Source organism: Rothia sp. HMSC076D04 (assembly GCF_001814645.1).
Lineage (GTDB): Bacteria > Actinomycetota > Actinomycetes > Actinomycetales > Micrococcaceae > Rothia > Rothia mucilaginosa.
The window spans coordinates 387,036-405,345 of sequence record NZ_KV817369.1 but is presented as its reverse complement, the minus strand read 5'-3'; the positions used below and the strand labels follow the sequence as shown (position 1 = coordinate 405,345).

At 59.0% G+C, this 18,310-nt stretch carries 16 protein-coding genes and 1 pseudogene; 3 read left to right on the top strand and 14 right to left on the bottom strand.

Going from position 1 to position 18,310, the window contains the following annotated elements:
* Window positions 1-103 precede the first annotated feature (103 nt).
* From mltG to aspS, 10 genes are all read right to left on the bottom strand, one after another.
* Window positions 104-1,297 (bottom strand): endolytic transglycosylase MltG, encoded by a 1,194-nt coding sequence (gene mltG / locus HMPREF2980_RS06025; protein WP_070690794.1) that lies wholly within the window; start codon window positions 1,295-1,297, stop codon window positions 104-106.
* Window positions 1,294-1,857, bottom strand: coding sequence for a Holliday junction resolvase RuvX (gene ruvX / locus HMPREF2980_RS06020; protein WP_005505922.1), 564 nt, complete (start codon window positions 1,855-1,857; stop codon window positions 1,294-1,296). Before ruvX ends, mltG begins: the two co-directional genes overlap by 4 nt.
* 2 nt (window positions 1,858-1,859) lie before the next feature.
* Window positions 1,860-4,547, bottom strand: a complete 2,688-nt coding sequence (gene alaS / locus HMPREF2980_RS06015; RefSeq protein WP_070690791.1) for an alanine--tRNA ligase — start codon at window positions 4,545-4,547, stop codon at window positions 1,860-1,862.
* Window positions 4,548-4,679: 132 nt separating this feature from the next.
* On the bottom strand, window positions 4,680-5,174 hold the full coding sequence (locus HMPREF2980_RS06010) for a hypothetical protein (protein WP_005505918.1): 495 nt from the start codon (window positions 5,172-5,174) through the stop codon (window positions 4,680-4,682).
* A complete protein-coding gene (locus HMPREF2980_RS06005; protein ID WP_005505916.1) occupies window positions 5,174-5,620 on the bottom strand; it encodes a DUF948 domain-containing protein in 447 nt (148 codons plus the stop codon). Before HMPREF2980_RS06005 ends, HMPREF2980_RS06010 begins: the two co-directional genes overlap by 1 nt.
* A 305-nt stretch (window positions 5,621-5,925) precedes the next feature.
* Window positions 5,926-6,558: a 30S ribosomal protein S4 gene (rpsD, locus tag HMPREF2980_RS06000; RefSeq protein WP_005508739.1), complete on the bottom strand. Its 633-nt coding sequence runs from the start codon at window positions 6,556-6,558 to the stop codon at window positions 5,926-5,928.
* Window positions 6,559-7,256: 698 nt separating this feature from the next.
* On the bottom strand, window positions 7,257-8,795 hold the full coding sequence (locus tag HMPREF2980_RS05995) for a replication-associated recombination protein A (protein WP_070690788.1): 1,539 nt from the start codon (window positions 8,793-8,795) through the stop codon (window positions 7,257-7,259).
* 101 nt (window positions 8,796-8,896) lie between these two features.
* Window positions 8,897-9,331, bottom strand: a complete 435-nt coding sequence (dtd, locus tag HMPREF2980_RS05990; protein ID WP_070690786.1) for a D-aminoacyl-tRNA deacylase — start codon at window positions 9,329-9,331, stop codon at window positions 8,897-8,899.
* 88 nt (window positions 9,332-9,419) lie between these two features.
* On the bottom strand, window positions 9,420-9,947 hold the full coding sequence (locus tag HMPREF2980_RS05985; RefSeq protein ID WP_070690783.1) for a P-loop NTPase family protein: 528 nt from the start codon (window positions 9,945-9,947) through the stop codon (window positions 9,420-9,422).
* A gap of 189 nt (window positions 9,948-10,136) precedes the next feature.
* Entirely contained in the window at window positions 10,137-11,909 is a 1,773-nt protein-coding gene (gene aspS, locus HMPREF2980_RS05980) for an aspartate--tRNA ligase (RefSeq protein ID WP_044150411.1), read from the bottom strand.
* A gap of 417 nt (window positions 11,910-12,326) precedes the next feature.
* Between aspS and HMPREF2980_RS09735 the strand changes: the two are divergent.
* Window positions 12,327-12,512 (top strand): annotated as a pseudogene (locus tag HMPREF2980_RS09735) (type IV toxin-antitoxin system AbiEi family antitoxin domain-containing protein); the annotation flags it as partial.
* Between the two features lie 212 nt (window positions 12,513-12,724).
* Here HMPREF2980_RS09735 and HMPREF2980_RS09630 read toward each other — a convergent pair.
* Window positions 12,725-12,862 (bottom strand): hypothetical protein, encoded by a 138-nt coding sequence (locus HMPREF2980_RS09630; protein ID WP_246823687.1) that lies wholly within the window; start codon window positions 12,860-12,862, stop codon window positions 12,725-12,727.
* Window positions 12,863-12,875: 13 nt separating this feature from the next.
* Here HMPREF2980_RS09630 and HMPREF2980_RS09625 point away from each other — a divergent pair, with 13 nt between their 5' ends.
* Complete coding sequence (locus tag HMPREF2980_RS09625; protein ID WP_246823685.1) at window positions 12,876-13,283, top strand: DUF559 domain-containing protein; 408 nt, start codon at window positions 12,876-12,878, stop codon at window positions 13,281-13,283.
* Between the two features lie 269 nt (window positions 13,284-13,552).
* Here HMPREF2980_RS09625 and hisS read toward each other — a convergent pair whose 3' ends face one another.
* Window positions 13,553-14,914, bottom strand: coding sequence for a histidine--tRNA ligase (gene hisS, locus HMPREF2980_RS05970; protein ID WP_049341928.1), 1,362 nt, complete (start codon window positions 14,912-14,914; stop codon window positions 13,553-13,555).
* Window positions 14,915-15,205: 291 nt separating this feature from the next.
* On the opposite strand from hisS, the gene HMPREF2980_RS05965 reads away from it, so the two are divergent.
* The gene (locus HMPREF2980_RS05965) at window positions 15,206-16,474 is read left to right on the top strand and encodes a DUF349 domain-containing protein (protein ID WP_044150409.1); all 1,269 of its coding nucleotides are present in this window, start codon (window positions 15,206-15,208) and stop codon (window positions 16,472-16,474) included.
* Between the two features lie 185 nt (window positions 16,475-16,659).
* Here HMPREF2980_RS05965 and HMPREF2980_RS05960 read toward each other — a convergent pair whose 3' ends face one another.
* Together HMPREF2980_RS05960 and HMPREF2980_RS05955 are read right to left on the bottom strand one after the other, a co-directional pair.
* Window positions 16,660-17,370, bottom strand: coding sequence for a DUF6318 family protein (locus HMPREF2980_RS05960; protein WP_049345490.1), 711 nt, complete (start codon window positions 17,368-17,370; stop codon window positions 16,660-16,662).
* A 126-nt stretch (window positions 17,371-17,496) separates the two neighbouring features.
* Entirely contained in the window at window positions 17,497-18,234 is a 738-nt protein-coding gene (locus HMPREF2980_RS05955; protein WP_049345492.1) for a DUF6318 family protein, read from the bottom strand.
* Window positions 18,235-18,310: the final 76 nt, after the last annotated feature.

Genomic DNA, 18,310 nt, shown 5'->3' with positions numbered 1-18,310 from the left:
CGGGTACCTCTCCACTCTCGTGGAGGCGGTACCCGCCTCAGCAAGGAACCTTCACGCCGAAGCTACCAAATCGTAGCTACCAGCTAAACCAATGAGCTACAACTTAGCTACAGCGGTTCGGGTGCTTAGAACACCACTGGTTGTACTCTTCAACGTAACGCTGGTGCTCAGCGTAAGTGCGGGAGTACTTAGTCTCACCGGAGTCCAGGTCCACAGTCACCCAGTAGTAGTACGGGTTCTTCTCAGGAGCCGCAGCAGCCTTAATCGAAGCCAGCTGCGGGGAACCAATCGGACCCTTCGGAAGACCCTTATTCGCATAAGTGTTGTACTTATTGCTCTTATCTGCCTTCTGCTCTTCAGTCAGGTGGTACGAGCGGACGCCCAGACCGTAGGTCACGGTCGCATCCGACTGAATCAGACCCGAGGTCTCACCATCGGGGTTGTTCAGGCGGTTCTCAATGATACCTGCAACCGCCACGTAGTCCTTCGGCTGAGCCTCAAGCTCCACGATGGAGGCGATGGTCAGAACCTCGAAGGTCTTCTGGTCGCCGCTCACGCCGGCTTCCTTCAGGTCAGCCTTGGTCTTATCAACCATGGTCTGAATGACCTTCTTGATGTCGGTGTCCTTCGGGAAGCGGTACTCACCCGGGTGCAGCCAACCCTCAATCGAGGGGAAGTTGCTCGGCACACCGTACTGGGTGTAGTTGCTGACCGCGTCCTCAACCTGCTTGCGGGTGAACGCGCCATCGGAGCCAGAAACAATCAGATCGATGGTCTCGCTCACGCGCTTACCCTGCGGAATCGCCAGGTACAGTACGTTGCTGTTCGCCTCGATAATGGTCGTAATCGCGCTCGAGCTGCTCATGTGCTGCTGCAGTTCGTAGGTGCCAGGCTGCAGGTACTTGCCCTTGCTCTCCTTGGTGTACACCTCAACGAACTTATCAGCATCAGCAATGATGCCCGCCGCCTCAAGCTCCTGCGCCACCTGCGCGGTGGACTGGCCGGAACGAATCGTGAAGGTCACGGTCGTGCCGTTACCGCCACCCGAGTAGTCACGATTCTTGAACGGGTCGTAGCGAGTAATCAGGGCACCAGAAATGATGACTAGAGCCACGACAAACAGGGAAATTGCGCTCAGCAAAACGGCGCGGCGGCGGCGCTTACGCGCACGCAACGTAGCCACCGACACGATTTCCTGTTCCATCGTAATGCCGGTAATACCCTTACGTTCGTCCTCAGCCGTGGGCCTAAAGAGGTCGAGCCCGCTCTCTTCGGGATGTTTATTCTGTTCGGTCACTGAAGGTTCTCCGTTTCGTTGACGGCACCAACCGCGGTCCCTTCTGACTCGGACGGTCGGTTTTCTTCGTGGGCCGGATCGCTCACCTTGTACCCGGCTACGGACTGCCCCGCCTTGAGGGCATCCAGGCTGTACTGCAAAATGTTCACAGCCGCCACCTGGTCAACCATAGTCTTGAAATCTCGGCTGGAAACCCCAGCCTCGTGCAGTGCACGGTGAGCGCTCACGGTGGTGAGTCGCTCATCCACCAGCCAAATGTTAATGTGTGTTTTCTCTTCGGCATCCAGCTCGGAGCGCAGAGCCTGAGCGTACTCCCGAGCCATCTCCGTGGAGGGAGAATCCCCACCACGCATGGTCTTCGGAAGCCCGACGAAAACCTCCACCACCTCGTTCACCTCAATCAGCTTGCGCAAAACACGGCGGTCAGAGTTCTTCTTCGCGTCGCGGCGCAGCGTCTTGAGCGGGGTGGCGAGAATACCGTCGGGGTCGCTGAGGGCGGTGCCGACGCGGGCGTTACCCACATCGACACCCATCCGCACTCCGCGCTGGAATTCTGCCATGTTTAGGCCTGAGCCTGTGCGATAGCGTCGCGGACAGCGTCCAGTGCAGCACCAATCTTGGATGCGTCCTGGCCACCACCCTGAGCGACGTCGTCCTTACCGCCGCCACCGCCGCCGAGAACACCGGCAGCGACGCGGACCAGAGCGCCAGCCTTCACGCCAGCCTCACGAGCACCCTCGTTGGTTGCCACCAGGACGACGGGGCGGCCATTAGCCACACCCACCACGGCGACAACAGCAGCCTCGGAGCCGAAGCGCGAACGCAGATCCAGAGCCAGGTCACGAACACCGTTAGCGTCCAGTTCACCAGCGTCATGCGCCAGAACGCGAACAGAACCGATGGTCTGTGCGTTCTCCAGCAGCTTGCCAGCCTCAGCCTGCAGCTTCTCGCGGCGCAGCTGAGCCAGTTCCTTCTCAGCCGCCTTCAGCTTAGCCAGAGTCTGGTTAATCTTCTCCGGCAGATCAGCGGAAGACTGAACCTTCATCAGGCCGGTCAGCTGGTTCACCAGGGTACGCTCAGCAGCCAGGTGGTTGAAGGAGTCCAGACCCACCAGAGCCTCAACACGGCGGTTACCGGAGCCAACAGAACCCTCGGTCAGCAGGGTCAGGGAGCCAATCTCAGCGGACGAACCAACGTGGGTACCACCGCACAGCTCGCGGGAGAACTCGCCGCCGATTTCAACAACACGCACCACGTCGCCGTACTTCTCGCCGAAGAGGCTCATAGCGCCCAGAGCCTTAGCCTCAGCCAGCGGCATCTCACGAGTAATCACCTCGTGGTTATCGCGGATCGCGAGGTTAGCAACCTCTTCAACCTCACGCTTAGCGGACTCGGACAGGCCCTCGCTCCACGCGAAGTCGAAGCGCAGGTAGCCTTCCTTGTTGAAAGAGCCACGCTGAGTAGCCTCGTTGCCGAGCACCTGGTGCAGGGCAGCGTGAATGATGTGGGTACCGGAGTGTGCCTTCTCACCGTCGCGGCGGCGCTGAACATCAACCTGTGCCACAACATCGGCACCGGTGTGAACCTCACCCTCACGCACAACGGCGCGGTGAACGCTCAGACCCTTCACGGGCTGCTGAACGTCCTGAACGTCAATGATGAAGCCGTTGCCGGTAATAACACCGGTATCAGCTGCCTGGCCACCAGCCTCCGCGTAGAACGGGGTCTCGTCCAGAACAACCTCAATCTTGTCGCCAGCCTTAGCGGCGGGCACGGAAACGCCGTCCACCAGGATTGCACGCAACTTAGTCTCAGTACGCAGCTCGGTGTAGCCAGTGAAGATGGAGCCACGCTCGTCCACGAGCTTACGCAGCTCGGACAGGTCAGCGAACGCGCCCTTCTTCGCCTTAGCGTCAGCCTGTGCACGGTGACGCTGCTCAGCCATCAGCTCACGGAAGGACTTCTCATCCACCTTCACGCCAGCCTCAGCAGCCATCTCCAGGGTCAGGTCAATCGGGAAGCCGTAGGTGTCGTGCAGAGCAAACGCCTCAGCACCAGAAACAGCGTTAGAGCCGTCCTTCTTAGCGGCAGCAACTGCCTCTTCCAGACGCTCAGTACCGGTCTCAATGGTGTGCAGGAACGCCTTCTCCTCAGCGTACGCAATGCGGGAAATACGCTCGAAGTCGTCAGCAACGTACGGGAACGCACCCTTCATCGCATCACGCGAAGCCGGGAACAGCACGGGCAGGCAGGGCTCAGTAACGCCCAGCAGACGCATCGCACGAATCGCACGGCGCATCAGACGGCGCAGAATGTAGCCGCGACCCTCGTTCGAGGGGGTCACGCCATCAGCAATCAGCATCAGCGAAGAGCGGATGTGGTCCGCAACCACGCGCATACGCACGTCGTCCTCGTAGCCCTCGTCCTCAGCGGACTCAGAGCCGTGGTACTTCTTACCGGACAGCTTAGAAGCAGCATCCAGAACGGGGCGAACCTGGTCGGTCTCGTAGAAGTTCTCAACACCCTGCAGCAGCATGGCAAGACGCTCAACGCCCAGACCGGTATCGATGTTCTTCTTCGGCAGGTCACCCAGAATCTCGAAGTCATCCTTACCGATGCCCTCGCCACGCTGGTACTGCATGAACACGAGGTTCCAAATCTCAATGTAACGGTCGTCGTCAGCCGCCGGGCCGCCTTCCTTACCATACGCGGGGCCACGGTCGTAGAAGATCTCCGAGTCGGGGCCTGCGGGGCCGGGCTGACCGGTGGACCAGTAGTTTTCCTTCATGCCCATACGCTGAATACGCTCAGCCGGGAAGCCCACCTTGTTGTGCCAAATGTCGAAAGCCTCATCGTCACCCTCATAAATGGTGACCCACAGGCGCTCCGGATCCAGGCCGAAACCGCCCTTATCCTGAGGGGTGGTCAGCAGCTCGTAAGCAAACGGAATAGCCTGCTCCTTGAAGTAATCACCAAACGAGAAGTTACCAGCCATCTGGAAGAAGGTACCGTGACGCGCAGTCTTACCGACCTCTTCAATGTCCAAGGTGCGGATGCACTTCTGCACGCTGGTCGCGCGGGAGAACGGAGGGGTCTCACGGCCCAGGAAGTAGGGAATGAACGGCACCATACCGGCGATGGTGAACATAGCGCCGGGCTCGTTCGAAATCAGCGATGCCGAAGGCACCACAGTATGGCCGCGGGAAGCGAAGAAATCGATCCAACGCTTAGAAATCTCCTGTGAGAGCATCTCGTTCCTTAGAGTAATCTGTGCGAAATTCTAAATTAGTCTACTGACCTATGGTGCCTGCCCGAGAGCAAAATGGCTAATCGAGCCACCCTCGTACCGTGGTTAACGGACAAAAGCACCACCTTTAAAAACCTAGTTGAAGAAGCCGTCGCCTAGCTGACGGTCACGCGCAATACGCTGCTCACGCGCTCGCTTCTGAGCCTCTTCCAAGGAGGCGATCTCAGCCTCCACCTCAATGAGTTCACGCTCAGCCAGGCGGCGGTTCGTGGACTCAATCTCAGCCGAGCTCATCTGGCGGTCCCACGTATCCAGGGAGCCAGGACGCAGATCCTGCTTCTGGCGTTCCACCTTAGCGTTGAGCTCCATCTCCTTCTCCTGCATGCCTTCACGCACGCGGGCGGCGAACTCAACAGCACGCAACGCATACGGCTGCAGGGGCTTGCCAATCGGCGAATCGAAGAACTTTCCCATCTGAGACTCCGGGTTGAGGGCAAGCTCACCGTGCTCACGCATGAGCAGGGCGCTGCCGGGGGTACGCTGAGCAGGTTCGGAGGTGGCACGCCTGGAAGCGAAGTAACCAACCGCCGCGCCGGCGCCGAGCAGAAGAGCTGAACGAAGCAGACCCATTAGTTTTCACCGCCTGCAGAGTAAGAGGACTGTGCCGAACCGTACTGGCCGCCAGCGTGGGTGTTGCCGGTGTTGCCAGCGGTGCCGTGTGCATCGCCGGACTTACCGCCGCGGAACGCCTGACGCACACCGTACGAGAAGGACGCAACCTTAATCAGCGGCTGACCCACAGTCGAAGTCACCAGCGAGGACAGCGCAGAAACGTTCGCGGACGCATCCGAAACGTTCGAGGTGATGTCGTCAACCTTCTCCAGCTGCTCATTGGTGGTCACCACAGTACGGGTCACCTCTTCAATGAGAGGGCCGGTGCTCTGGTTGAGCGAACGAATCGTCACGATAAGCTCATCAAACACCTTGGTCAGGCGAATAATGGGTAGCGCAAGCAGAGCCACCAGAATCGCAAAAACTCCTGCTGCAATCAGGCCCGCAATATCTCCGCCGGTCATCTATAACCCCATTCCGCTCAATGCATGATGCTTATCAATAGTCGTACAAGGCTGGACGCCACCGTGGCGCGCAGCCGGATCGTGCATACAGTTCAGGACTATATACACAGCTCAATCCCCTATTTTAGTCGAAAAATCCTTCAAGCGCCCCCTAAACTCTCATGAAACTCCCAGCGACGGAAGATTCACAGGTTCAGCAGCGCCACAGCCCTGTAGTGTATAAGCCCCAAAAACCCACGCGTTAAACGGGAACAACCCGCCCCCACCGAACGGTGCAGGACGGGTTGCTTCTCGAAAAATCGAGATTATGCCAGACGCGAGTAGTACTCAACGACCAGCTGCTCGTCGCAGATCACGGGGATCTCTTCGCGCTTGGGCTTGCGCTCAAGCTTTGCGTGCAGCTTCTCGATCTCAACGTTCAGGTATGCGGGAACCTCGGGCAGAACTGCCTGGTTCTCACCTGCAGCCGCAGCCTGGAAGGGGGTGGTCTTCTCAGCCTTGGGGTGAACGTGGATCAGCTGGCCGGGCTTGACGTGGAACGAGGGGCGGTCCACGCGAACGCCGTCAACCATGATGTGACGGTGAACAACCATCTGACGTGCCTGTGCAATGGTGCGGGCGAAGCCTGCACGCAGAACCAGAGCGTCGAGGCGGGTCTCGAGCAGCTCGACCATGTTCTTACCGGTCTGGCCCTCGGTACGCTTTGCCTCGAGGTATGCGCGGCGCATCTGTGCCTCGCGGATGTTGTACTGAGCGCGCAGACGCTGCTTTTCCTTCAGCTGGGTAGCGTAGTTGGAGTCAGCCTTCTTGCGGGCACGGCCGTGCTGGCCGGGGCCGTAAGGACGACGCTCGAGGTACTTTTCTGCCTTCGGGGTCAGTGCAATGCCCAGGGCACGGGACTGACGCACGGTACGGCGGGTGCGGTTGTGCTTAGCCACAATCTACCTTTCATATGTGAGGCTCCTGCACCCTCACGGGCGGGGCCTCGGTCTGTTGAATACTGGCCTCCTCGGTTGACCCCGCCGGGATCCGTACGCGACCGATTCGGTCGTTGCTGTACGGCGGTGGGGCGGAGAGCTCGGGGCAGAGTACCCCGCAGCTACATTACTGACACCCGCACGGACGCGGGCATAGTAATTGCCAGACCCGTCAAGCTTACCGGATGCACCCGAGCTTTACCAGCCTTTTGGGAAATCTTTGGTTCAAATCACTGTGCGTGTGGGTTTTCGACACTTACCCACACGACCCCACAGGAATTATTTATGCCCGTCAGAGCTATTTAGGTGCGACTTCCCCGAAAAATTGCGGCGCTAAGATGTTGGATTGTAATCATTTCGTTATTTTTAACCTGTGTCTTTATGGGAATAGCTTGAATCAGACCCCCATATCGCCTAGACTAGAAACCATAACAAGCTTGGCGTCCGCCCTTCCGGGAAGGCCGATAGTCAAGACGTCTATCACAACTCAAAACTCTGATGCGGTGCGCAGTACTACCGAGGTACTACGCACCGCTTTCTGTTTGCACTCAGCCCTATACGGCTGCTTGCTCTATACGGTTGCTTTCCTACCGAGGCGCACCACTCCCCCCGGTAGTCAGCGCTCAAAGTAGTAGACGGCTCGATGGGAGCCACGTAAGCTAACGGGCCGTATCCTGCACCGGAGCCGCATCCAAAATACGGCGAATACGCTCACGACGCTCCGTCAACGTACGCTCAAAACCATGCTGAGTCGGCTCATAGTAAACCGTACCGCGCAGAGTATCCGGCAGGTACTGCTGCGCCGCCACATGCCCCGGCTCATCATGCGCATACACATACCCCACACCGTGACCAAACTGCTTAGCCCCCGCATAATGACCATCACGCAAATGCACCGGAACCTGACCCGAAGCGCCCGCACGCACATCCGCAATCGCGCGGTTAATCGCGTTATACGCCGCGTTCGACTTCGGCGCGAGCGCACAATAAATCACCGCCTGCGAGAGGATAATACGCGCCTCCGGCATGCCCACCAGCGCCACCGACTGCGCCGCAGCCGTCGCCACCTGCAACGCCTGCGGATCAGCCAGACCAATATCCTCACTCGCCAAAATCATGATGCGACGCGCCACAAAACGCGGATCCTCGCCGCCCTCCAGCATGCGCGCCAGGTAGTGCACCGCGGCGTCCGCGTCAGAGCCGCGCATGGACTTAATGAACGCACTCACCACGTCATAATGCTGATCACCCGAACGGTCGTAGCGGATCGCGGCGCGGTCCACCGCCTCCGTAGCATGCGCCAGGGTGATGCGCACGGGCGCGGCAGGTTTCGTAGACTTCTCCCCCGACTCCCCCGCCGGGTCTGCCAAATCTGCCAAATCCTCGGCGGAGCGGGCAGATTCTGCCGAAGCCTGTTCGGCCTCGCTAAACGCAATCGCAGCCGCCGCCTCCAGCGAGGTCAGGGAGCGGCGAGCGTCGCCTCCAGAAACCGCCGCGAGGTGGGCACGCGCATCCTCATCAATGACCGCCGCACCGTCAAAACCGCGCGGATCAGCCAAGGCACGGTCAATCAGACGCTCAATATCGGACTGCTCCAGCGAATGAACCCGCAACAGTAGCGAGCGCGAGAGCAGCGGCGAGATAATGCTGAACGACGGGTTCTCCGTCGTAGCCGCCACCAGAATCACCCAGCGGTTCTCCACGCCGGGCAGGAGCGCATCCTGCTGAGCCTTCGTAAAACGGTGAATCTCGTCCAGGAACAGCACGGTGGTCGTACCGTACATGTCGCGGTCGAGCAACGCCTGATCCATGACCGCGCGCACATCCTTCACGCCCGCGGTAATCGCCGAAAGCTCCACGAACTTACGACCCGGCGCGCGCGCAATCACATGCGCCAGAGTGGTCTTACCCGTACCCGGAGGGCCGTACAAAATCACCGAGGACGGGCCAGCCGGGCCAGCGTTCTCCCCCGCCAACACGCGCAAAGGCGCACCCGGAGTCAGCAGGTGCTCCTGGCCGAGGACCTCATCAATCGTGCGCGGACGCATACGCACCGCCAACGGCGCACGAGACGCCGAACGCGCAGAATACGTACGCGAGGCAGAGGCACGCGAGGAGGGCTCCTCAGCGGGCGCACCAATCAGGCTCACGCGGTCCCCGTCATCGGGCAACTCAAGATCAAAGAGGGAATCAGCCATAGTCTTACTCTATCGTTTCACAATCTGGAGGCGGGTACGGGGTGTGGGTATACAGCTGCGGATTTAGCTCGCGGCGTGACACCACACGGGTTAGCGCCGGCCTAGAGGGTCTCACTATCGAGAATCAGGGTCACCGGGCCGTCATTGACCAGCTCCACCTGCATGTCCGCACCGAACACGCCGGTCTCCACGTGCAGGCCACGCTCACGCAGCGCCTGAACATAGTCGTTGAACAGCGGCTCACTCACCGCGCCGGGCGCAGCGGCAGACCAGGAGGGGCGGCGGCCCTTCTTCGCATCCCCGTACAGGGTGAACTGGCTGACCGCCAACACGGGTGCGCCCTCATCGAGTAGGGACTTCTCCCCCTCCAGCAGGCGCAGGTTCGCGGTCTTATCGGCAAGCTTCGCAATCTGTGCCGCACCGTCACCGTGCGTGATACCGACCAGCACCAGGTAGCCGGGCTGCTCAATCGCGCCGAGCGTTTCACCCGCCACGCGCACCGCCGCGCGGGTCACGCGCTGAATAACTACTCGCATCGTTCACCTTTCATCATGGAGCCGGCGTTCACCGGGCTCATACATCTCTTTCGACACCGCTCTCGGCGGCTGGTTTAGGGGAGCCGCCTCAGAGCACGCCGCGCAGCTGCACGGCACGCAAAAACTGGTTCGCCGCCCGCGGGGTACGAAACTCAATAAAACGCTTCTGTAGATGCTGCCCGCGAGTCTCCGCCAGCAACTCCCCGACGTGCGGGTAGCTCCTCCACGTGTACCGAATCATGTTGTCCGGGTCGCGCAGAATATTCTTCAGCGGCGGCTCCACATTATCAGCCCACAGCCTCTGACCCGTCACCGCACGGCGCACCGTCCGGCGAACCACACGCCACATGACCACCGCACGGCTATAGCGCAAGTAAATCACCACATCCGCACGCTCCAGCAGGCGGCCGCGCACCTGCGGATACTGCCACTCCGTAATCCACGCAGGCCGCTCAATGAGTGTCTGAACATCCGCCTCAAAACTAGGGCGCGGAGTCCAGTTCGGACCCCAATGCAACGAGTCCATCTCCGTATGCGGAATGTCCAGGAGGCGCCCCAACCGCGCCGCGAACGTCGTCTTACCGCTACAGCTCGGGCCGGCAATCAGAATACGCATGCTCCCCTCCCTTTGGTTAGTACACAAATCGGCACGCACGCCAGTTGATACAAAAGGTGGGCTGCGACCCTGCACCAGCAGAATACACAGCCCACCCTCAACGGCGACCCCGGCACAACTCAACGCCCGCCGGGTCCACGCCGCACAGGCCCACACCCCCTACGGGGCGCACGACCAAAGACTAGAGAATTACTCCTCGTCCTTCTTCTTCGGCTTGAAATCAACGCCAGCTTCCTTACGCTGCTCCGGAGTAATCGGTGCAGGAGCCGCAGTCAGCGGATCGAAACCATTACCGGTCTTCGGGAACGCAATAACCTCGCGAATCGAATCAACGCCAGCCAGCAGAGACACAATACGGTCCCAACCGAATGCAATACCACCCATGGGCGGTGCGCCGTACTTGAACGCATCCAGCAGGAAGCCGAACTTCTCCTGAGCCTCTTCCTCACCAATGCCCATCACAGCGAACACGCGTTCCTGCACGTCACGGCGGTGAATACGGATTGAACCGCCACCAATCTCGTTACCGTTGCAGACAATGTCGTAAGCGTACGCCAGAGCCGAACCCGGGTCAGTGTCGAAAGTATCCATGAACTCGGGCTTCGGGGAGGTGAACGCGTGGTGCACGGCAGTCCATGCGGAGTGACCCAGAGCCACGTCACCGGACTCAGTAGCCTCAGCAGAAGACTCAAACATGGGAGCGTCAACAACCCACACGAAAGACCACTCGCCGTCCTTAATCAGGCCGGTACGGTGACCAATCTCAACACGAGCAGCACCCAGCAGTGCACGGGAAGCCTTAGCCTCGCCAGCAGCGAAGAAGATGCAGTCGCCGGGCTTCGCGCCGGTAGCCTCAGCCAGGCCAGCACGCTCAGCGTCAGTGATGTTCTTAGCAACCGGACCGGTCAGCTCGCCATCCTCCTGAATGAGGACGTAAGCCAGGCCCTTAGCGCCACGCTGCTTAGCCCACTCCTGCCAAGCGTCCAGAGTACGGCGAGGCTGAGAAGCACCACCGGGCATCACAACAGCACCCACGTAAGGAGCCTTGAACACGCGGAAAGTGGTGTCCTTGAAGTACTCGGTCAGCTCGGTCAGCTCCAGGCCAAAACGCAGGTCAGGCTTGTCCGAACCGTACTTCTCCATCGCATCCTTGTAGGTCATGCGCTGAATCGGGCGGGGAACCTTCACATCAATCAGGTTCCACACAGCCTCAACGATGCGCTCGCCCAGCTCAATGATGTCTTCCTGATCAACAAACGACGCCTCAATGTCCAGCTGAGTGAACTCAGGCTGACGGTCCGCACGGAAATCCTCGTCACGGTAGCAGCGAGCAATCTGGTAGTACTTCTCAATACCGCCCACCTGCAGCAGCTGCTTGAACAGCTGCGGGGACTGCGGCAGAGCATACCAAGAACCCGGAGCCAGACGAGCCGGCACCAGGAAGTCACGCGCACCCTCAGGGGTGGAACGGGTCAGGGTCGGGGTCTCAACCTCAATGTAGCCGTCCTCAGCCAGCAGGTTGCGTGCCGCACGGTTCGCGTCCGAACGCAGGCGCATGATGCGAGCCGGCTCCGGGCGGCGAAGATCCAGGTAGCGGTAGCGCAGGCGCGCCTCCTCACCCACCTCAACGTGCTCGTCAATCTGGAAAGGCAGCGGAGCGGCAGTGTTCAGCACCTCAACGGCGGACACCTCAACCTCAATCTCGCCAGTCGCCAGGTTCGGGTTCTCGTTACCCTCCGGGCGCTTAGTCACCAGACCGGTCACACGCAGCACGTACTCATTGCGCAGGTGCTCAAAATCAGCCTCATTGTGGAAAACACACTGGGTGACACCCTCACGGTCACGCAGGTCAACGAAAGCGACACCACCGTGGTCGCGGCGGCGAGCCACCCAACCGGTCAGGGTAACAGTCTCTCCAATATTTGCGGCGGTCAGCTCGCCGTTGGTGTGAGTGCGAAGCACAGACATTCCTTTCATAGCGGGCACCTCACGACTATAGACAGTAGCCGGGTACACGCGGTTGATGATATGCGCACACTGCGTGCGCCTCATATATTGTATCCCCTCCGGGCAGGTCGATGGCGGGTCGGGGCAAGTCTGGGCAAGTCAGGCGCCAGAAAATGGGGTGCGGAGGCGGGATGCGGGTAGGGCGGCCGGTTCGTGGGTGTCTGCGGTCGATAGGTTAGTGTCTTCGCCGTGGGTCTTTAACCCGGGGTGAAGGCATTAACCTATCGAAAAGCCGCTAACCTATCGAAGTATTACCGGGGAATCCACTCCGCATGCCTGTGGACAAACACTTTTTCGGTAGAATCCGCGAAGTTATCCACAGATTTCACGAACAAGCCCCACAACCTCACACAGCCTGCCAGGATAAAGTCTATGAACACCGTAACTATTCCGTGGCAACGCGTCCCAAACGTACTACCGACTACACCAGAAATTACCCGCGCCGCAGAACTACACCCATTCGTGCTGAACTCCCAGATGCTCAACCTGCGAGGAATCGGTCCGAAACGCATTCGCAAGCTAGTGGCGGAAGGGTCTCTGCAACGTATCCAGCGAGGAGCCTATATTTACACCCGCGATGCCCAAGCGCTCACCCCCGAAGAGCGGCTCACGGTACGGTGCATCGCTGCTCAGATGATGGGTCTTCAAGGGATCTTCTCCCACACATCAGCCGCGGCGCTATGGGGACTTGATGTACTCTCTGTTCCCCAAATGATAAGCGTGTATAGCTGTAGTCATAGCACCTCTGACAGGGGAAGAATCACCCGGCATTACAGCGCCACTGGCCCCGAGGAAGTCACCAGGTTGCCGGGCACATCCATCATGGTTACGACGGTGGCTCGCACGCTGCAGGATTGCACGCGCAGCATGCCCTTTCGGGAGGCGGTGGTCCTTGCTGACTCCATCATGCGGCGGGGACTGATGGAGCCCCACGAAGTTATCGAGACTCTACTAAACCTCACCGGGTACGGCGGTTCTGCAGGGCCTTTCCTGGCGCAGGCGGTGGATGCATCCAGCGAGTCGGCTGGTGAAAGCCTCACCCGGTGCCTACTCATGGAGCACAGGCTACCCTCCCCCGTATCGCAGTACCCGATTTCGTGCGAGGGTCGTAACTACCGGGTAGACTTCGCCTGGCCCGAGGCGCGGGTCATTCTCGAGTTCGACGGCGAACAGAAATACGTGGACCACCCCGGCAGGGACCGCTACGAAGCCGCCCGCGACCGTGCCCTAGCCCGCGCCGGCTGGACGGTCGTGCACCTCACGTGGGCAGACATCTTTCAGAAAGAACGGGAAGTCATCACCCACCTGCGGAAACTACTCTTGAGATAAAGCGAGGAAACGCCTCAGTCGATAGGTTAGTGTCTTCACCCCGGGTTAAAGACCCACGGCGAAGACACTAGCCTATCGAGAAGACACTAACCTATCGAAAATCTGGGCTCACACAAAAGACCCGCCCGGCAGGGAGGCCAATATCCTCCCCACCAGGCGGGTACACATCCATATGCAGGCTACAGTAACCAAATTATTACAGTAGCCAGATATTACCGCGGCCAAACACCGTAGGCATTACAGGCCCTACGATGACAGGCCCCTAATGTTTACAGGCCCTCAGCACGCACAATCTGAACGTGCAGATCCTCAGCCGGCGGCATCCACGAAGCCGGATCAGCAGCAACCTGCTCACCCGAGCGGATATCCTTCACCTCGTGAACCGGGGCACCCGACTCATCCGAAGAAATGAACCACACGAACGGAATGCCGCGCTTCTCAGCGTACTTAATCTGCTTACCGAACTTCGCCGCATTCGCAGACACCTCGCAGGCAATACCGCGGGCACGCAGCGCATCCGCAACATCATTCGCAGCGGACCAGCCCTCATCATTCGTCAGGGCAACAAACACAGCCGAAGGCACCTTACGGCTCGCCTGCGCAAAACCCTGCGACAGAATACGAGCCACCACACGAGTCACACCAATAGACAGGCCAACACCCGGGTACGTCTTCTTACCGTTCGACGCCAACGACTCATAACGGCCACCCGAGCAAATCGAACCCAGCGACTCGTGACCAACCAGAACAGTCTCATACACGGTGCCGGTGTAGTAGTCCAGACCGCGAGCAATCGACAGGTCAGCCAGCACCTTACCCGGCGCACGGCGGGACGCCTCCTCAATGACCTCAGCCAGCTCAGCAAGACCCTGATCCAGCAGCTCATGCTCCACCGAATACTTAGCCGCAAGCGCACGCACCTGCTCCACAAAAGAAGCATCCTCAGTGCGGATCTGCGCCAGCTCCAGAGCGGCAGCGGCAGCATCCGCGCTCGCACCAGCCTCAGCCTGCAACTCCTCAGCCACACGCTCAGCACCGATCTTCTCCAGCTTGTCAATAGAACGCAGAACAGCCGCAGTATCAGTCAAACCCAAGCCCAGGTAGAAACCCTCAGCCAGCTTGCGGTTATTCACACGCAGCTTGAACTCAGGAATCGGCAGCTTCGACAGCGCATCAACAACAACCAGCGCCAAGGTCACGTCGTAACGGAACGGCAGCTCGCCATCGCCAACCACGTCAATATCAGCCTGAGTGAACTCGCGGGCACGCCCCTCCTGCGGACGCTCACCACGCCACACCTTCTGAATCTGGTAACGCGAGAACGGGAAATTCAGGTAACCGGCGTTCTCCACCACGTAACGGGCAAACGGCACGGTCAGGTCAAAGTGCAGAGCCAGCTTTTCCTTAGCCTTCGCAGCCTCGTCCTCCTGCAGACGAGAAATTGCGTAAACTTCCTTGTCAATCTCACCCTTGCGCAGTAGCTGCTCAATAGTCTCTACCGAACGAGTCTCAATCGGGGAGAAACCGTGCAACTCAAAAGTCTCACGCAAAGTGTCCAGAACATGATTCTCAACCAACCGCTCAGCCGGAAGATACTCGGGAAAACCAGACAGCGAAGCCTTGCGAGCCATACGCGATACTCCTTGACAAAGAACTCGACAACAAAACCCCGGAACACGCCGGGCATATCTACCCATCATACCAACACCCACCCCAGCACAGCACCCACTCCCCCAGCTCACCCAACACAAACCCGCAGCCGGCAGGTTCGCCCACAACACAACACGACCAGACACTACTCACACACACCCCACAGAGGCTATGCTTAGGAGGTGCACACGCACACCCAAACGGGTGCCCACCACGGGGAACAGCGCAAAGGCGCCCCACCCCCAGCACCCCCGAGTGAAAGAGTTATAGCGGTGACTACCAAACCCGACGACACTGTAAACCTCGAAAAGGCACGCCAGTACGGCCGCGTCTCCGAGGACGGCCACGTCTTCGTCATTGTCGACGGCGAAGAATACGCCGTAGGCCAGCTGCCCGGCGCCTCCGAAGAAGAAGCGCTCAGCTACTTCGCCCGCAAGTTTGAAAACGTCGAGGCGCAGGTTGCCCTGCTCGAATCCCGCCTCGCCAACAACGCCCCCGCCGCAGACCTGCAGAAGGGCATCACCTCCATCGGTGCACAGATCGGTGTGCGCAACATGGTCGGCGACTACTCCGGCCTGCAGAAGCGCCTCATCTCCCTCGCAGAGCAGATCGCTGAACTCGGCGAAAAGCAGCAGCAGGCACGCACCGAAAACCGTGAACGCGCCCTCGCCGTCCGCGAAGAAATCGTCGCGGAAGCCGAGCAGATCGCCGGCCAGGACCCCGACCAGATCCACTGGAAGAACTCCCACTCCCGCATGAACGAACTGTTCGAAGCGTGGAAGAAGGCACAGCGCGAAATTCACCTGGCAAAGAGCGTAGAGGACGAGCTGTGGAAGCGTTTCCGCGCAGCCCGCACCACCTTCGACCGCAACCGCCGCGCACACTTCTCTCAGCTCGACGACCGCAACGCACGCATCAAGCGCGCCAAGGAAGAGCTGATTGCACGTGCGGAAGAGCTGTCCACCTCGACTGACTGGTCTGAGACTTCCCGCGTATACGGCGACCTGATGCGCGCCTGGAAGCAGGTACCCCGCGGCCACCGTCGCGAAGACGACAAGCTGTGGGCACGCTTCCGCGCGGCACAGGACGTGTTCTTCAACGCCCGCAACGAAGCCGAAGCAGCGCAGGACGCAGTCTACGCCGAAAACCTCAAGGTCAAGGAAGCACTGCTCGAAGAAGCACGCGCACTCCTGCCCGTCGAAGACATCGAGGCAGCAAAGGCATCCTTCGAGAAGATCCTGGACCGCTGGGATGCGGCAGGCCGCGTGCCCCGCAACGACCTGCGCCGCGTCGACGGCGAACTGCGCCGTATTCAGGACGAAATCAACGGCGCCGAAGAGGCAAAGTGGAAGCGCAACGACCCCGCCAAGGCGGCACGCGCGAACTCCCTGCTCGCACAGATCGAGGACTCCCTCGCCGAACTGGAAGCAGAGCTCGCAGCAGCTGAAAAGGGCGGCGACTCCAAGAAGATCGCCAAGGCTAAGGAAGCTCTGGAGGCGCGCCGCGCCTGGGCAGCAACCCTGCAGGGCTTCGGCAACTAGGGTCTAGCAGACGGTCTAAATAACGGTCTAATTAACGCCGAGAAGCCACATGTGTTTCGAAAAGCCACTTTTTTGGTGGCTTCTTGAAATACATGTGGCTTCTGCGTGTCTGCGGAATGTCTGCTGGGTGTCTGTGGGATGCGGGATATCTGCGGGGTGCGGACTTTTAGGATCGGCTGGAGGGACTAGTCATCAACGGGCTCATAATTCATGATTTCCCATTTCTGCCCGTTGTGCTTCAGCTCAAATCTAAAGGTGTCATCGGTTTTATCGTCATTACTCCATTTGCGCCAGCTACCGTCAGATTCAACATAAGTCTCGTAATCCCATTCGCGGTACGCCTTCCAGAAATAGGTTTCACCGTCTTCTGACCAGGGGTTACCGTCAGCAAGATAATGGTTTATACCGCCAATGACCCATCCGCCGCTTTTGTAAAGTTCCTCGACGCCTGTATAGGCCTTACGTTCGTCTTCAAAAGTAGGGGACATGAACTTGAAAGCCATCGAGTAATCGCCAGTTTGAGTACCGTAATTACCCCACAAAATCCAGGCATCCATCGTCTTACGCATGCCCTCTAGAGACTTTTCGTTGTAGCCGTCTTCCGGAGCATTGGGTTTCGGTACATTCTGTGCTGGACCGTATTTATCAGCAGGGCGGTACTCGCCATCGGGTGCTTTTGATCCGCCCGAGTAGCCTCGGACAGTAGACGGGGTAGCGCTTGCCGAAGGCGACTCCGACACCGCTACAGACGCCGAAGCCGTTTCGCTCGGCGCTGCGGAGGCGGTGGCTGCCGCCTCGTTATTAGCCTGCTGACTGCAGGCTCCAAGAAGGGTACTGAGACCCATGAGTGCGCCGCCGTTCAACAACGCTCGACGAGTAAGAAAAACGGAAGTCATGGAAGTAGATTCCTTCTATCGGTGTGGTGTGAATGGGGGATGCTGATTAGAAAGCGGAAGATAGAGAAATTCTCGAAGCAAGAATAAGAATTCTTGCGATACTAATAAGTGCTTTATATTTCCTATTTAGTCATCTACTTGTTCAAAATCGATAATCTTCCAGCCCTCAGAGGTGTACTTGAACGAGAACTTCCACGTGTCGTCATCCTTTCTGTCATTCTCGTAAGACTTCCAATCACCGTTAGGTTCAATGTACATAACGTAACCCCACTCCCGGTACGCCTTCCAGAAGTAAGTCTCCCCCTCGATCCAGGGGTTCCCGTCAGCAATGTAGTGATCAAGTCCCGCGATAATCCAGCCGCCTCGCTTGTAGAGGGCTTCAAGACCTTCGTAGGAGTCTAGTAGTTCGGTAAAGCTGCTATCAACGAATTTGCGTGCTTGGCTGTAATCTCCGGTTTGGGCGCCGTAGTTGTTCCATTCAATCCACGCGTTGAGTGTTTTGCGTAGACCTTCATTGGATTTTTCTCGGTATCCGTCCTCAGGTGATGCAGGTTTCGGAACGTTTTGTGCCGGACCGTTAGGGTCAGCTCCGCGGTACTCCCCGTCAGGTGCCTTTGAGCCGCCGGAGTAGCCGCGGGTAATGACCGGGCTCGGAGTAGCTGATGCAGAAGAGGCATCGGAAGCCGCCGTAGAAGCTGAAGCGGAAGTCATTTCGCTCGGCGTGGCGGAGGCGGTCTCGCTCGGTGCTGCCGAGGCGCTCGCCTCATTAGCCGCCTGCTGGCCGCATGCCGCAAGCAGGGCACCAAGACCCAGAAGGGTACCGCCGCTCAACAGTGTGCGGCGGTTCAAAATAACGGAAGTCATGGAAATACATTCCTCGTATCGGTGTGAAGTGTGAATAGGGGGGCTGGTTAGAAACCGGAAGACTAACCAGCTGAAG

Excerpts from the sequence above, each read along its gene's own strand:
- ruvX (WP_005505922.1), bottom strand. The coding sequence starts at position 1,857 with ATGGCAGAATTCCAGCGCGGAGTGCGGATGGGTGTCGATGTGGGTAAC.
- alaS (WP_070690791.1), bottom strand. The coding sequence starts at position 4,547 with ATGCTCTCACAGGAGATTTCTAAGCGTTGGATCGATTTCTTCGCTTCC.
- HMPREF2980_RS06010 (WP_005505918.1), bottom strand. The coding sequence starts at position 5,174 with ATGGGTCTGCTTCGTTCAGCTCTTCTGCTCGGCGCCGGCGCGGCGGTT.
- HMPREF2980_RS06005 (WP_005505916.1), bottom strand. The coding sequence starts at position 5,620 with ATGACCGGCGGAGATATTGCGGGCCTGATTGCAGCAGGAGTTTTTGCG.
- HMPREF2980_RS05995 (WP_070690788.1), bottom strand. The coding sequence starts at position 8,795 with ATGGCTGATTCCCTCTTTGATCTTGAGTTGCCCGATGACGGGGACCGC.
- dtd (WP_070690786.1), bottom strand. The coding sequence starts at position 9,331 with ATGCGAGTAGTTATTCAGCGCGTGACCCGCGCGGCGGTGCGCGTGGCG.
- HMPREF2980_RS05985 (WP_070690783.1), bottom strand. The coding sequence starts at position 9,947 with ATGCGTATTCTGATTGCCGGCCCGAGCTGTAGCGGTAAGACGACGTTC.
- HMPREF2980_RS09630 (WP_246823687.1), bottom strand. The coding sequence starts at position 12,862 with ATGATGGAGTCAGCAAGGACCACCGCCTCCCGAAAGGGCATGCTGCGC.
- HMPREF2980_RS09625 (WP_246823685.1), top strand. The coding sequence starts at position 12,876 with ATGGAGCCCCACGAAGTTATCGAGACTCTACTAAACCTCACCGGGTAC.
- hisS (WP_049341928.1), bottom strand. The coding sequence starts at position 14,914 with ATGGCTCGCAAGGCTTCGCTGTCTGGTTTTCCCGAGTATCTTCCGGCT.
- HMPREF2980_RS05960 (WP_049345490.1), bottom strand. The coding sequence starts at position 17,370 with ATGACTTCCGTTTTTCTTACTCGTCGAGCGTTGTTGAACGGCGGCGCA.
- HMPREF2980_RS05955 (WP_049345492.1), bottom strand. The coding sequence starts at position 18,234 with ATGACTTCCGTTATTTTGAACCGCCGCACACTGTTGAGCGGCGGTACC.